This is a genomic window from Microbulbifer rhizosphaerae (assembly GCF_014191725.1).
In the GTDB taxonomy this organism is placed as follows: domain Bacteria; phylum Pseudomonadota; class Gammaproteobacteria; order Pseudomonadales; family Cellvibrionaceae; genus Microbulbifer; species Microbulbifer rhizosphaerae.
This window is the reverse complement of record NZ_JACHWZ010000039.1, coordinates 1-13,190: the sequence shown is the minus strand read 5'-3', so window position 1 is coordinate 13,190 and position 13,190 is coordinate 1. Positions and strand designations below refer to the sequence as shown.

Sequence of the window (13,190 nt, the reverse complement as noted above, 5' to 3'; positions counted from 1 at the left end):
CAGTGCTGTCAAATCGGAGTTGTTGCATTATCTCGATGCCATGAAATCTGCGGCCTAGTCGCGGAAGTGTCAAAATTTATGCAATGATTGGGTTATCTGTGACCCGAAGTAACCGAGAAGGAAGGCCCAGGCCTTCCTTTTTGCATTCGGCCATCCCTGGTCCTCGCCCTACGGTCAGCCTTCCGCTGTGCAAAATAGCTATGGAACGAAATTCAGCCAGGCGAAGGCTACGGAGTTCCGTTCTTGTTCGCCTGCAAGCAGGCTCCTACAGGGTGCCGTGTATTGACTCAGTTAAACCCCGCGCGATCATTACCGACCGTCGAGGAACTCCCCTATCAGCTGCGCCGTCAATTCGGGATAGTGGCTGTCCCCCTGTGTCGCCACCACTTCGCCGATATAGTCCCCATGTCCGCCGGGCAGGATCAGCAGGCGCGCACCGGGGATCAGGCGGGTGAGTTCGGCGGCGTGTTCGGGTTTCACGATATCCCGGTCGCCGAGGACGATCAGTGTGGGGGCGCGGACCGAGCGCACCAGCTCGTCCGGAACATCCTCGAAATTCCGCACTCTTTCGGCGTCCTTGTCGTGCATGATTCTCAGCTGCTGGCGGTCCGGATTCACCCGCAGGAAGGCATCCTTGAGCGGCTGGGGCATATTCGCGAAGTTCGCCTTTTCCATAAACTCCCAGAGTTGCGGATAGTAGCCGTCCCTCCTGGTGGCGGCGGAGGCGAATACTATTTTACGCACCAGCTGCGGGTGCCGTATCGCGACCTGGAGCGCGATGCTGGCGCCGTTGCTGAAGCCGAAGATATCCGCCTTTTCGATTTTCAGGTATCGAAGGAGGGCCGCCACATCGTCTGCGGAGGTCTCGAAGGTGACCGGCGCGTCCCGGTCGCTGGTGCGGCCGTGTCCCTGCTCTTCCACCGCGATGACCCTGCGGTTGCGGGCGAAGATCGGGATTACCTTGCTGAAAGTCACCTCTATCGTGGACCCGCCGCCGTGCAGCAGGACCAGCGGAACACCGTCTTTACGGCCGTGTACCTCGTAGTACATATCGATGCCGTTGACCGGGGCGCGGCCGCTCTCGACTGGCTTCGGTTGAAGGTCTGGTGTCATATCTACAGCTCCCTGTGTGCTCTCCAGCGCATAAGCGCAGTTCACCAGCAGCATTGCAATCAAGGGTACAAAAATACGTCTACGCATGTTGTGCCCTGCCCGATTGTGCCGCGGCCTCGGTTGGCCAGGGGTCGGCCCAGGCGGGGATGCGCTTCAGCTCGTCGATCCAGCGAGCGATATGGGGAAATGGCTCCAGCGGCATCTCCGACTCCCGCCAATAGTTCGCCATGGATGCCAATTGAAAGTCGGCGATGGTGAGTCTGCCACACGCCACATAGGTGCGGTTTTCCAGGTGGCCATCGAGCACCTCTGCGCATTTGAGGAGATCCGGCGCCTTCTTCCTGAGCGATTCCCTGTCCGGAGCTCCGATTCCAAAGGTGGCCTTGACGATATGCTCGAAATAAAAAGGCCCGACCGCCGGCGACCAGTGGCAATCGTTCCAGGACAGCCAGCGCAACACCTCGACCTGTTCGGCGGGATTCTGTGCCGGCCACATATCCGAGCCCGCTTTGATACAGAGGTGGGCCATAATCGCCGACGATTCCCACAGCACCAGGTCCCCGTCCACCAGGGTCGGCACTTTCATATTGGGATTCAGGGCGACGTAGTCGGGAGCCTTGAGTTCGCCGGTGACCACGTCCTTTTCGACAAGCTCCGCCTCGATGCCGAGATGCTTGGCCAGCGCCAGTACACGGCGCGGTGCCTGGGCTCTGATCCAGTAGATTTTCATACCAGTTCTCCGTTTGAATACAGTTACAGGCAGTAATCGAACGGGCTGGTCGAATATCGACAAGCGGTGGAACATATTGCGGATAGCACCGGCGTGTGAGTTGAGAGGAGCAGTTGGGGATACCGCTCGTCAACAGCGCCTTCCTGGCCTATTCCACGGCCGCTTTCATAAATTTATCCATCGCTACAGCCACCTCCGTTTTGGCCGCGCCAGGCTCTAAGCACCTGTTCAACGTCTTCGAAAATTCCACCTCGGCTACGGGTCGGCAGCGGCACATCCTGTGCCGCTATTACCAAACAGTTTAATTGCGCCACTGGTACGGCGGCGCAACGGTGACTTCCGTGGCACTGCTTACACCGGTGGTGTCGTCACTCACCATGCCGTAAAAGGTGTTTTGGGTTTTGCTGCCGGCAAGGACTTCAAGGTCGCCGATATAGACCGCCGAACCTCCAATGGACGCGTTATTGGTAAACCAGCCCATGGGGTAGAAGGTGGACAGCAATGTGGCGTTGTCGCTCACATTGAAGCTCGCCGGCCCGTGGTGGCGATTGGCTTGAACACCCAGGGTGGTCAACGCACCGACGGTGCCGCCGCTCACAGTGCCGCTGATAATTGCCGCATGGTCCTCGATGCGCGCATTGCCGCTCACATTCCCGCCCAGTACCTGGGCGTAGGGGCCTACGTAAACCGAGTCGAGGGTGCCGGGCAACACACAGCCACCGCCGTTGCTGTGGCGCTGGGTGCCCGAGGGACAGGCGTCGCGCGTGCCGTTGGTAAAGCCGTCCGGCCATGCGCCCTGCACTTCCACCATATAGGGATAGCGGTAGATGCTGGGATAGGGAGTGCCGTCCATGGGCTGCTCCCAAGTGATTTTCTGGTAGGCGGTGGGTGCCGCCAGCACCACCAGGAACAGCTGCTCGCCGGGGGTAATGCAGAAGGACAGCTCACCGTCGGTGCCGCTCTGCAAGCTGCTGTAGCGCGGATTGGCCAAGTTGGAGTCCGTCGCCACCAGCCCCCAGCGCCAACCAGAGTCGGCGCCGCTCTGGGTTACACCGCGGAAGCGGATATCCACACTCGCTGCATTGTCTTCCGGTTTCAGCCGGATTACGTTGTAACCCCAACGCTGCGGCGCCCAGTAATAGGGGGAACTGAAGCGGCGGTTCTGCTGCCAGTTGTCATCCAGTGTTTCCAGTTGCGTGAGGCGCAGCCTACGCTGGCTGTAACTGGAATCGGTATCGGTGATCGGGCCGTAGGCGTTGCGGTAAACGGCGCCTTGATCGGAGCCATCCAGGTTGCGGTAATCCCAGGTCACGTTGTGCATGGCCCACTCGCCAAACAGGTCGTTGAGCTGCTCAATTTCCCAGCCTTGGGTGTACATGAGTTTCTGCCAGGGATCGCGCTGGCCCACCGGCGCTTCGCTGGTCCACATCTCGTGCACGGCACTGGGGCAGTGCTTGTCCTTGATATATTCAAAGATCTGCCAGTTGCAGTAGCGGTTGCGAGTGTTGCCGTAGTGCAGATGGCTGCTGTTTACCAGCATTTCCGAGCAGTGCGCGTTGTCGCGGAAAATCTGGTGCGGCATCCAGTTGGCGTGGCTCTCGTAGATCCCGCAGCCCTGGCCGCCGCATTCGGGAAAGGCCGGCGTCAGCGACTGCACGCCATGCATAAATTCGTGGGCGAGCACCCAGGCATCATTGGCGGCAGACGGCCCGACCCACATGCCCATGTAAGAGATGCCGTTGCGGCCCCATCCACCGCCCAAATAGGGGAAGTCATTGTCGAAATGAATCGCCGCCTTCCACTTGGTCGCACTGTCGCAGTAGGGCTGAGGGAAACCGATGGTCGCGCCGAAATAGTTGTCCCAGACCATTTCCAGGGTATCGGCGGCTTTCTGCGCGTCCTCTATCGTAACGTTTGTGCCATCGGGCCAGTAGAACGCGAAGTGCTCGCTCTCCAGCCGCAGTGGCGCGCCGGTATCGCTACCATCCTTGGGTGTCTGCCACTCACCGCTGAGACAGCTGAACTCAACCGGGCAGGAAGTCGCCCAGTCGGTGCTGCTGGTGCCGGCATCGCATGCCTGGGCCGAACCACCCGAAGAACTGCTGGAAGATGAGCTGCTCGAGGACGAACCACCTGAGGAGGAAGAGCTACTTGAAGAAGAGGAACCGCTTGAGGAAGAAGAGCTGCTTGAACTGCTGCTAGAAGAGCTGCTGCCTCCGTCATCGCTGCCCCCTCCGCCTCCGCCACAGGCGGCGAGTAGGGCTGTCAACAGCAGCACCGAAAACTTGCCCGTCACTCGAGCGAGTAAATCCGCTGTGCACTTGTCAAGCAGAGGCATTTCTTTTTCCTTTTTCAGTCTGTAAATGATGGGTATCCGCGTATTTCGCCGACGGTCAATGCTAATACATAGGGTATGGGCGAAAGGCGACGTGGTTCATACGGTTGATATAATTTCAACTACGCTTGGTTAGAAATATCCTGTAAAAATTCCAATTTGGCCGGTCGTCTATTTTCTTGCGAAGTTTTGGTATCGGGTTTTACTTTATGAATTCCCGGCCTCCCAATCGCTCACCGCGAAGCCATTGCGCTTCAATATTGCATGCCCAGCTACCGGTTGAAGCTACTGCTTTAGCTCCGATAAGCCTTGATACAAAAATTGTTTTCCACTGGCGGTAAAAGTCCATGCGACCAGGCCGCAATTGATAACCACGGTCAGCCAGAACAGGGCCCGGAAAGACTGCTTACTGGTTTTGTGGTTGAACAGCCGTTGGCCCAGGATCGCACCGGGCCAGCCGCCGATCAGGGAAATCACATGCAGCGAGTTTTCGCTGATACGCCAGCCATTAGTTCGCGCGGCCAGCTTATCCTTTCCATAACAGACCAGCGCCAACAGACTCACACCTGCAATCAAATAGAGTACTTCCGGCGGATAGGCGTGCATAGAACTCGCAACGGCGATAATTCCGACAAACGCGGCAACCAGTAACAACTGCAACCATACCGATACATTCTTACTTTTGCGTTTTGACAGCGCACTACCACCCATCACTCACACTCCGCCCAACGGCCCAGCCGGACTTCCCCGCCCGGCCTTGCTGGTTATAGAAAACGTTTTTTCAACGCCGACTAATTACGCCACTGTTATGGTGGTGCAATAGTGATATCCAGCGCAGTCGTGCGAATAAAGTGGGGCTGTGCATAGCCAACTTTTTTCTAATAAGGATTGCATATCCTTGGCTTCCCTATTTCGATTGATTTAATAGTGATGGAAAGACAGAACCTGAAATAGTGTTATACCACTTTCCTGATGATGGTAAGACCGATTCCGTCACACTCGTGTGCAAATCCCGCCGTTGCGGTGTGACTACGGTTTAACGTCCTAGGGAAGCCCGGTGAATGGATGGAGACGCGGGTACGAAAATCGGCAAGGATGGCCGCCAGTTTCCAGGTAGGAATGAGCATTGGTTCACTGGCACGCTGTATGCCACGGCGGGGATAGTTCCATAAGGAAGAGTTTTCTATATATCGGGATACAACACCGTCAGGCGCCTATATCCTCATTCCAAAGTTCGGGCTTAGCCCGGATAAATTCACGCATCAGCGCCTTGCACTCCTCGCTGTCCAGCAATAGCAGTTCCACTCCCCTCGAGCGCAGGTAGTCCTCCGGACCCTTGAAAGTCTCGTTTTCGCCGATGACGACTTTTGGAATACCGTAGAGAAGCGCTGTTCCGCTGCACATATCGCAGGGCGAGAGGGTGGTGTAAAGAGTGCACTTTTTGTATTCGACAGCGCTGAGGCGGCCGGCATTTTCCAGGCAATCCATCTCCGCGTGCAGCACAGCACTCATTTTCTGTACCCGCTGGTTGTGTCCGCGCCCGATAATCCTGCCGTCGCAGACCAGTACCGAACCTATGGGAATACCGCCCTCGGACAGTCCTGCCCTGGCCTCGTCGATGGCTGCCTGCATAAACTTATCCATAAGCTGGTCCCATTAAACTGTTATGCATTTTCAAGCAGGTCTTTCAATGCCTTCAGGTCCCTCTCGACGGCAGCCCTGTCTTTGGCGAACTGCTCTTCGGGCATGTCCGGCTGCCGGACCAGGGTGAACAGGAACTCGCTGCCCTCGCCATTGGGCATAACCCGCATGGGGTTATGGACAGTAAGTCCCGACGCCAACTGCACGTCGTGGTCCATGACAAAGAAAGGGTTCCGCTCCGCAAACTTTATCTTCACCCTGCCAAAGGGCGCATCCGCGATCCACTCATCCCCTTCCCTCTCGACCCGGGAGCTCGCCAGGCCGGCGGCCCACTGCGGCAGGTTAGCGGGATCCGAGGCGAACCCATAGACCTCCTCCGGCGGGCGATCTATATAAATGCTGATATGTTGAACCTGGTGCATAAAACCATCTCCTGTCCACCTGCTATTCAGTGCTCCGCATCATCGATAGCCGAGAGAGTCTCCTTCCCCGGCATATCCGTGTCGCCCTCTTCCGCTATCTCCACGAAAGATCCTCGACATAACCAGGCGGTAGCTCATATAGGCAAACACACAGCCCACCAGCAGTGAGGTGATCTTGTAGAAATTCAGGGAAAGTATGATGTGAGAATCCAGTTCCACTTGTTGGCTTTCTTGTATTTATTGTTGGCGAACCCGAATGCCATCTGGCACTTGTATCAGACGGAAATCAGCCTATTCGCGCTACCAGGTCGCGAACCGTGGCGCAAATTTCTTGTCTGCCTCTTATTTATCAACCATATCTTCCCACGCTTCCACCACGAATTCACCGTTTTTTAGGAAAACCCGGTACAATTGGTCGAAGCCTTCCTCATAACCTGGCAGTTGAAGCTTGTTGCAGGTTGCCCTGATACCCACCTCGGGAATTCGCTCCCTTCCCTCTCGCAGCGCATTTCTCCGCAGGCACTCTTCCAGGCCAGCGGCAAAGTAGTAGCCCACAACCTCGAAGCGGTGCTCCCTGAAGCCACTGATGTACCTCCGCCGGCAGTCCCTGGTGGGGTTTGTGTTGTCGATGACTACCGGCTGCTTCGACTCCAGGCAGGCATTAAAGAGAATCTTCTCGCGGTGCCTTGTCTTCAGCATGTCGAGGTTGAGGCGGATATGAGTTCGATAGAAGTGCTCGAGATAAAAGGAGGATTTGCCACTGGCTTGCAGGCCGATAAAGATTACGCCTTTCATAGTGGAAATCCCTCGTTGTAAACACTCGGTTTCCGGCCAGCACAGACTTATTATGGGTTCGATTGATCAGCAGCGCAGACCACACCGCAAACTCATTACCGCAGGGCTCGGTGAAATGAGAGCGCCTGCCGCCGCCCGGAAAGGAAAATATGGGCTTTACTATCGAGCCTTCCAGATCGCTACTATAGAAAACCAGCAATGCCGCCCCGTTTTCCGTCGACGAATTCATATCCGCCTTAAAAAACCGCCGCCGAGGTCCTGATTCTAAAAGGCCGTATAGTCGAGGCTATAGAGGCTTTGGTTTCGGGAAGGCTGCTTGATGATTAGTGCGTTTAAATCGTTATGTACTTGGTACTAACCCGGCAAAGGATACGGCAACAAAAACAGATGCAAGGCATTCACACCCCAATGTGCCAGCACACAGGCCCAGAAGTTACGGCGCAGATACCAGAGCAGCGAATAGCAAAAGCCGGCGACGGCCACCAGGCCCAGCGCCAGCGGCGAGGCCGCCCAGCCAGTGTGCAGCAGGGTAAATATTGCCGTCACCAGCAACACCGCTATCCAGCGCCAGCGCCCAAGCAGCTCCTCCGCGCCCCGCTGCAGCACCCAGCGGAAGAAACCCTCCTCGCTGATGCACACCACCAGCAGATTGACCATTGCGGCGACGACGATAGCAATACCGAACTTGGGCGAGAGGCCAATCGCCGCCAGCCCGCAAAGAAACGGCAGCGCCATTGCAGCCAGGATATAGGGAAGGTCCGCCCGCTTTAGCCAGCAGCGCTGTCGCACCATAAATGCAACTACTGCTATGGCAATCACCACCTTGCCGGGATTGAAGCTGGCGTAGATGGTGTTGCCAGCGGCGTCGCTATAGGGCGGCAGCAGCTCGATGCGCGCACCGCCGGGCAGAATACCCAAGGCGACGACCAGCATCAGCAGTGCGGATATCAGGTAGCCGAGGGCACGTTTCCAGCCGCTGTGGGCTTCGATTGCACAGAGTGAAAGCCAGATCAGTGGTGCGGCGGCGCCGGTCGGGCCGAAGGGAATGGCGCATAGCAACAGCAGTGCGGCTGGCAGCAGATAGCTGTAGCCGAGGCGCCTGATGTCAAATGATCCTTCCCTGTGTTCAATCCTTTGCTCGATGGGCATCGCGTCCTGTCTGTCGGTTGGGAACTCAGCCGTTAAAAGTAGCGCGCATGGACCGGTAAGTCAGCTTCATTTTTGCCGGGTCCAGCGGCGCACTGAAAAATCCGTGGTAGTGGCCGCGGGGATTGATCAGTACCACTTGGGAGCCGTGGTCGATGGTGTACTGGCCATCCTCGAGCGGTACCCGATTGAAGGGCACGTTGAGCTGGTTGGCGAAGCGCTTGAGATTGAGGAATTCGCCGGTAACTCCCTGGAATTCCGGATTGAAGTAGCGCACATAGTCGCGCAGCTGTTCGGGGGTGTCCCGCTTGGGATCCACGGAGACCAGTAGGATATCGGTATCCGCGCGGGTTTCCTCGTCCAGGGTCTGGTAGAAACTGTTCAGGGTGGCCAGGGTGGTGGGACATATATCCGGGCAGTGGGTGAAACCGAAGAACACCAGGGTCCAGCGGCCGCCCAAGTCGTCCGTCTGGAAAGGCTCGCCGCTGTCCGCCAGCAGCTCGAAATTGTCCAGGATACGCGGGCGCTCGAGCTTGACCGCGCCGTTGGCGCGCAGCTCAGAATCGCTGATCACCCGCGGCTGATTCAATTTGTGCAGGAAACCGGCAAGTACGGCGAGCATAAACAGCACCAGTACCGCGACGGTTAGAAGGATACCGCGCTTTTGTTCCGCTGTAGGTTCATTGGCCATGGGATTACACCGCAATCAAATAATGGTCCAGCAACATGATGCAGAAGAGCGCCATCAGGTAGATGATGGAGTACTTGAAGGTCTCCATACCCGCATTGGAATTTTTGTCCCGCAGCATTTCCACCGCCCAGTAGACAAAACCCAGCCCCAGCACCACGGCGCCGAGGAGGTAGAGCCAACCGAGCATCGCCGTGGCGAAGGGCAGCAGGCTGACGGCGAACAAAACGAAGGTATAGAGCAGAATATGTAGCTTGGTATAAGCGACGCCGTGGGTCACCGGCAGCATCGGGATATCCGCCTTGGCGTATTCCTCGCGTCTGTGCACCGCCAGTGCCCAGAAGTGCGGTGGCGTCCAGGCAAAGATGATCAGTACCAGCAGTAGGCCGTGGCCGTGCAGATCGCCGGTAACCGCGGTCCAGCCCAGCAGAGGCGGCGCAGCACCGGCGATCCCTCCAATCACGATATTCTGCGGCGTGGCGCGCTTTAGGAACATGGTGTAGACAACCGCATAACCGAGCAGGGAGACCAGGGTCAGCCAGGCGGTAAGTGCATTCACGAACGCGAGCAGGATCGACATGCCGGCACAGCCGAGCAGCAGTGCGAAGGCCAGCGCCTTTTGCGGTTCGACCCGGCCCCGCGCCACCGGACGGTTGCTGGTGCGCGCCATCTTGAGATCGATATGCCGGTCCACCAGGTGATTGACCGTCGCCGCGCTGCCGGCGCAGAGGGCTATACCCAGGTTGCCGAGGATCAGGATATCCAGCGGTACCATTCCCGGCACTGCCAGCAACATGCCGATCACCGAGGTGAGGATCATCAGCATCACCACCCGCGGCTTGGTGAGCTCGTAGTAGTCGCGCCAGCTGGCGCGGCTCAATGCGGCGGTTTGCATGCTCATGGTTTCACCTCGTTATTATCTTGATCTAGGTTGGGTGGCCGTTCGGCGAAGTGTACGCTATGGCGAGCCCTTCCGTTCGGGAACCGCGTAGGCAAGTCCCCGACATTCCATATAAAGTTGGCAGATGGCAGCTACACTTTTCCCACAGGATTCGACCACTATGCCGTTTCCTCCCAGGCCGTGAGCTTTCACCTTCAGGTCATTAACCAGTGCTCTCCTGGTGGGCTTGCGTTCACCGGGTTTTTCCTGGCAGTAAGAGGCTTCGATAAAACCCAGTGGGGTCGCATCATATTGATCGATCTCTTCCAGTGAGTACTCTTTGACACCCTTGGTTTTCACCTTACTGCCGACGTAAGCTCCCAAATTAGTGTTGAACTCGATGCCGCTGCAACTGCAGAGCATGACTGTAATAAAAAGAGTGGTGACTTTTTTCATAGGCCTCCCGCCAAAGCAGTTTCGTGCTCATCCGTCTTTTCGAAAGAACTCTCTTTTGCACCCGCTGCCTGTGCCGTCTGAATCCGATAGCAGAATGTCAGCAACCCGAGCAGCAACAGCGCCGCGCCGGCATTGTGGGCAACGGCAATTGCCAGCGGCAGGAACATCACTACGTTGGCGATACCCAGGCAGACCTGCAGGCCCAGGACTCCGGCCAGACCGACGGCCCAGCGGCGCGAACCGGCGCGCCAGGCGAGGGCCGACAGAGTGAGTACCAACAGGCTTACGACCAGCGCTCCGATTCTGTGCGTGATATGTATGGCGGTGCGCGCGTCGCTCTCCAGCGCGCCGCCGAGATAATTTGGGCCTATCTGCTGGGCGAGATCGAAACCTTTCCGGAAATCGGTCTGCGGCCACCACTGGCCGTGGCAGGTGGGGAAGTCTGCGCAGGCCAGCGCGGCGTAGTTGGAGCTGGTCCATCCGCCGAGGGCGATTTGCAGCGCTACCGCAACCACGGCGACAAATGCCAGCGGGCGGATTTTCTGCAACATGCGGAATTCGTGCACGGGAATGGTACGGCCCTCATTTGGAGGAGCGTTGCGCAGCCGCTCCACGATCAGCCATAGCATGGAAAGTGTGGCCATGCCGCCGAGGAGATGTGCAGTCACCACCTGCGGCCAGAGTTTCAGGGTTACCGTCCACATGCCGAAAGCGGCCTGCAGCAGTATCAGCGCGAGCAAGATATGGATCTGTATAAAAGCACGCTGACCGCGGCGGCGCCAGGCCATGACCGTGAGCCCGCCCACGAGGAGCAACAGCATGCCGGCGAAATAGCGATGCACCATTTCCGGCCAGGTTTTTCCCGCCTCTACCGGTGCGTGGGGGAAAGCGGCGTTGGCGGCTTCGATTTCGTGATGTTCAGCGGGCCACGTCAGATGTCCGTAGCAGCCGGGCCAGTCCGGGCAACCGAGACCGGCATCCGCCAGGCGGGTGAAGGCCCCCAGCACCACTACCACCACCGCCAGGGCCGTGCCGGCGAGGGCCAGGCGCAGGCGCCAGTCGGGCCTTGCGGCTTGGGTGGGGTCCGTCGCGAAATTGTGCATGCTTCTCTCCCGGTTACTTCTTGTGACGCGCCTCCTTGTGCGTCACCCATAGGGCGGCCCGCGGCTAACGAGACCTGCCTATTTGTCGTAGGAGTACTTCAACAGCCGCTTGATATCCTTCAACAGCTGATTACCGCTGTGGTGATTGTCGTACACCATCATGGCGAAACCCCGCTGGTCTACCAGCAGGGTGCTGACCCGCTCCAGGCGGGGATGGTTAGTATCGCGCAATAGCCCATCCAGTGCCGCCGATTCCTGCACAGCGAAACGCAGACGGGGATGCTGTTCCCGCAACTGGGCGCGACGCTCCTCGCTCAGGGGGGTGGCGCTGACCAGCAGCCGCTCCACTCTGTCCGCCTTTTCTCCCAGGCGGATATGGACCTGCCGGGTGGTGTAGAGCAGCTTCTCACACTCCGCCGTACAGTCGCCACCGGGAAGGATCAGGTAGCGCCACCTGGGGCTTTCCGAGAGGAGATCGAGGCGCGTACCGCTCGGCTTCAGCAGCGGCAGATGCTCGATACTGCGGGGCGGCTGTAGCAGTTCTCCCTGGTTGACCGTGCCCTCGGGCATGCCGATGCCGGTGCGGAAAACGATATAGGCGGCGAGCATTGGCAACACCACCGAGGCAATCACGGAAAGGGCCTGGAAGCGGCCGACACCGGTAGGCTTTTCTTCTGTGGCTGGATTGTAGTTGTTGTTCACAGTAGTTACCTCTAATCGCTGTCCGCCCGCGGGCTAGATTTTTTTCGCAGCTTCCGCGGCAGATCCGTGGCGGCGAAGAGCCACAGTACCAGCAGTGCGGCCGCCATGGCGAACCACTGTACCGCGTAGGCGGTGTGGCGCTGGGGCGGGCTGTTGATCAGTTGCCAGCCGGTCAGCAGCGCGGTATCAGAATCGGCGCTCAGACGGACGGACCAGGTCGGCTGTGCCAGCGCCAGTTCCCTGCCCAGGGCGCGATTCGCGCTCTGGACCCGCGGCCCGGTGGGCACTTCACCGGTGTCATCGAGCGGATACAGAAAGCCGGTGATCACTTTGGCCGCCCGCGGCCACGGGACTTCCGGCAACTGCTCGCGGTTCACACCCGCGGGCACCCAGCCGCGGTTGACTAGCCAGCGCTCTTTCCCGGAGACAAACACCTGCAGGATTTCGTAGCCAACGCGGCCGTTGCGGGTGCGGTTGTCCAGGTAGCGGATCTCGTCGCGGTAGTAACCCGACAGGCGCACCGGCGTATAGGCTTGTATTGCCTCCAGCTCGGCGGGCTTCCGCGGTTGCGCGGACAGGCGCGCATCGATGGCCGCGTTCAGCTGCGCTTTTTCCTCCGCGCGCTGCAACTGCCACAGGCCCAATCCCAGCAACACCGGTAGCAGCAGGCCACTCAACAGGGTGAGAGGCCAATTGCGAATCGGTGCTACACTGGCCGTCTTCGCTTGCGCTGCGGGGGGATGTACCGTCATGCCGATCTTCTACAACAAGTGGCGAATAATAATATGTGGCTGAAAATCGTTATTGTATTTTTGTTTCTCGCGGTGCTGGCCAGTCTGTCCAGCGCGCTGTTTTTCCTGCTCCGCGACATGGGTGCACCGCAATCAAAGCGCACCCTCTACGCCCTGGGTATCCGCATTACCCTGGCGGCGCTGTTGCTGCTGGCCATCTGGTATGGCTTTGACAGTGGAATCCTTTCCAATACTGCGCCCTGGGCGGATAAATACTAAATCAGTCTCTCTGTAGGAGCGGGGGGGGGGGGGGGGGGGGGGGGGGGGGCGCGCCCCCCCCCCCCCCCCCCCCCCCGAGCCGCAGGCCCGTTTTGTCTTCCGTCCTCTGTTATCTTCCCTCTGTATCCTTGACGCCTTCCCCCCACCTTGGGAAACTCCCGCCACTATA

The 13,190-nt window shown here is 58.4% G+C and carries 15 protein-coding genes; 1 reads left to right on the top strand and 14 read right to left on the bottom strand.

The window, feature by feature from the left end; translation table 11 throughout:
* Positions 1 to 309: 309 nt before the first annotated feature.
* From FHS09_RS21830 to FHS09_RS21765, 14 genes are all read right to left on the bottom strand, one after another.
* Positions 310 to 1,113 (bottom strand): alpha/beta fold hydrolase, encoded by an 804-nt coding sequence (locus FHS09_RS21830; protein WP_221192191.1) that lies wholly within the window; start codon positions 1,111 to 1,113, stop codon positions 310 to 312.
* A gap of 79 nt (positions 1,114 to 1,192) precedes the next feature.
* Positions 1,193 to 1,843, bottom strand: a complete 651-nt coding sequence (locus FHS09_RS21825; protein WP_183463930.1) for a glutathione S-transferase family protein — start codon at positions 1,841 to 1,843, stop codon at positions 1,193 to 1,195.
* Positions 1,844 to 2,144: 301 nt separating this feature from the next.
* Entirely contained in the window at positions 2,145 to 4,181 is a 2,037-nt protein-coding gene (locus FHS09_RS21820) for a DUF6055 domain-containing protein (protein ID WP_183463929.1), read from the bottom strand.
* A 282-nt stretch (positions 4,182 to 4,463) separates the two neighbouring features.
* Positions 4,464 to 4,889, bottom strand: coding sequence for a DUF1294 domain-containing protein (locus tag FHS09_RS21815; protein ID WP_183463927.1), 426 nt, complete (start codon positions 4,887 to 4,889; stop codon positions 4,464 to 4,466).
* Between the two features lie 495 nt (positions 4,890 to 5,384).
* Complete coding sequence (locus FHS09_RS21810; RefSeq protein ID WP_183463926.1) at positions 5,385 to 5,822, bottom strand: nucleoside deaminase; 438 nt, start codon at positions 5,820 to 5,822, stop codon at positions 5,385 to 5,387.
* A gap of 20 nt (positions 5,823 to 5,842) precedes the next feature.
* Positions 5,843 to 6,241, bottom strand: a complete 399-nt coding sequence (locus tag FHS09_RS21805; RefSeq protein ID WP_183463925.1) for an SRPBCC family protein — start codon at positions 6,239 to 6,241, stop codon at positions 5,843 to 5,845.
* A gap of 342 nt (positions 6,242 to 6,583) precedes the next feature.
* Positions 6,584 to 7,036: an ATP-binding protein gene (locus tag FHS09_RS21800; RefSeq protein WP_183463924.1), complete on the bottom strand. Its 453-nt coding sequence runs from the start codon at positions 7,034 to 7,036 to the stop codon at positions 6,584 to 6,586.
* A 354-nt stretch (positions 7,037 to 7,390) separates the two neighbouring features.
* Positions 7,391 to 8,185 carry a CPBP family intramembrane glutamic endopeptidase gene (locus FHS09_RS21795; RefSeq protein ID WP_183463923.1) on the bottom strand — a complete coding sequence of 265 codons (795 nt, stop codon included), beginning with the start codon at positions 8,183 to 8,185 and terminating at the stop codon, positions 7,391 to 7,393.
* A 25-nt stretch (positions 8,186 to 8,210) separates the two neighbouring features.
* Positions 8,211 to 8,873 carry an SCO family protein gene (locus FHS09_RS21790; protein WP_183463922.1) on the bottom strand — a complete coding sequence of 221 codons (663 nt, stop codon included), beginning with the start codon at positions 8,871 to 8,873 and terminating at the stop codon, positions 8,211 to 8,213.
* A gap of 4 nt (positions 8,874 to 8,877) precedes the next feature.
* Positions 8,878 to 9,771 (bottom strand): heme o synthase, encoded by an 894-nt coding sequence (cyoE, locus tag FHS09_RS21785; RefSeq protein WP_183463921.1) that lies wholly within the window; start codon positions 9,769 to 9,771, stop codon positions 8,878 to 8,880.
* Positions 9,772 to 9,828: 57 nt separating this feature from the next.
* Complete coding sequence (locus FHS09_RS21780; protein ID WP_183463919.1) at positions 9,829 to 10,206, bottom strand: hypothetical protein; 378 nt, start codon at positions 10,204 to 10,206, stop codon at positions 9,829 to 9,831.
* Positions 10,203 to 11,309 carry a COX15/CtaA family protein gene (locus FHS09_RS21775; RefSeq protein ID WP_183463917.1) on the bottom strand — a complete coding sequence of 369 codons (1,107 nt, stop codon included), beginning with the start codon at positions 11,307 to 11,309 and terminating at the stop codon, positions 10,203 to 10,205. The genes FHS09_RS21780 and FHS09_RS21775 overlap by 4 nt, the downstream gene beginning before the upstream one ends.
* Positions 11,310 to 11,387: 78 nt before the next feature.
* Entirely contained in the window at positions 11,388 to 12,011 is a 624-nt protein-coding gene (locus FHS09_RS21770) for a hypothetical protein (protein WP_183463915.1), read from the bottom strand.
* A gap of 11 nt (positions 12,012 to 12,022) precedes the next feature.
* Positions 12,023 to 12,763, bottom strand: coding sequence for an SURF1 family protein (locus tag FHS09_RS21765; RefSeq protein ID WP_183463913.1), 741 nt, complete (start codon positions 12,761 to 12,763; stop codon positions 12,023 to 12,025).
* A 33-nt stretch (positions 12,764 to 12,796) separates the two neighbouring features.
* On the opposite strand from FHS09_RS21765, the gene FHS09_RS21760 reads away from it, so the two are divergent.
* A complete protein-coding gene (locus FHS09_RS21760) occupies positions 12,797 to 13,021 on the top strand; it encodes a DUF2909 domain-containing protein (RefSeq protein ID WP_183463911.1) in 225 nt (74 codons plus the stop codon).
* The last annotated feature ends 169 nt before the right edge of the window (positions 13,022 to 13,190 follow it).

Excerpts from the sequence above, each read along its gene's own strand:
- FHS09_RS21830 (WP_221192191.1), bottom strand. The coding sequence starts at position 1,113 with ATGACACCAGACCTTCAACCGAAGCCAGTCGAGAGCGGCCGCGCCCCG.
- FHS09_RS21825 (WP_183463930.1), bottom strand. The coding sequence starts at position 1,843 with ATGAAAATCTACTGGATCAGAGCCCAGGCACCGCGCCGTGTACTGGCG.
- FHS09_RS21820 (WP_183463929.1), bottom strand. The coding sequence starts at position 4,181 with ATGCCTCTGCTTGACAAGTGCACAGCGGATTTACTCGCTCGAGTGACG.
- FHS09_RS21815 (WP_183463927.1), bottom strand. The coding sequence starts at position 4,889 with ATGGGTGGTAGTGCGCTGTCAAAACGCAAAAGTAAGAATGTATCGGTA.
- FHS09_RS21810 (WP_183463926.1), bottom strand. The coding sequence starts at position 5,822 with ATGGATAAGTTTATGCAGGCAGCCATCGACGAGGCCAGGGCAGGACTG.
- FHS09_RS21805 (WP_183463925.1), bottom strand. The coding sequence starts at position 6,241 with ATGCACCAGGTTCAACATATCAGCATTTATATAGATCGCCCGCCGGAG.
- FHS09_RS21800 (WP_183463924.1), bottom strand. The coding sequence starts at position 7,036 with ATGAAAGGCGTAATCTTTATCGGCCTGCAAGCCAGTGGCAAATCCTCC.
- FHS09_RS21795 (WP_183463923.1), bottom strand. The coding sequence starts at position 8,185 with ATGCCCATCGAGCAAAGGATTGAACACAGGGAAGGATCATTTGACATC.
- FHS09_RS21790 (WP_183463922.1), bottom strand. The coding sequence starts at position 8,873 with ATGGCCAATGAACCTACAGCGGAACAAAAGCGCGGTATCCTTCTAACC.
- cyoE (WP_183463921.1), bottom strand. The coding sequence starts at position 9,771 with ATGAGCATGCAAACCGCCGCATTGAGCCGCGCCAGCTGGCGCGACTAC.
- FHS09_RS21780 (WP_183463919.1), bottom strand. The coding sequence starts at position 10,206 with ATGAAAAAAGTCACCACTCTTTTTATTACAGTCATGCTCTGCAGTTGC.
- FHS09_RS21775 (WP_183463917.1), bottom strand. The coding sequence starts at position 11,309 with ATGCACAATTTCGCGACGGACCCCACCCAAGCCGCAAGGCCCGACTGG.
- FHS09_RS21765 (WP_183463913.1), bottom strand. The coding sequence starts at position 12,763 with ATGACGGTACATCCCCCCGCAGCGCAAGCGAAGACGGCCAGTGTAGCA.
- FHS09_RS21760 (WP_183463911.1), top strand. The coding sequence starts at position 12,797 with ATGTGGCTGAAAATCGTTATTGTATTTTTGTTTCTCGCGGTGCTGGCC.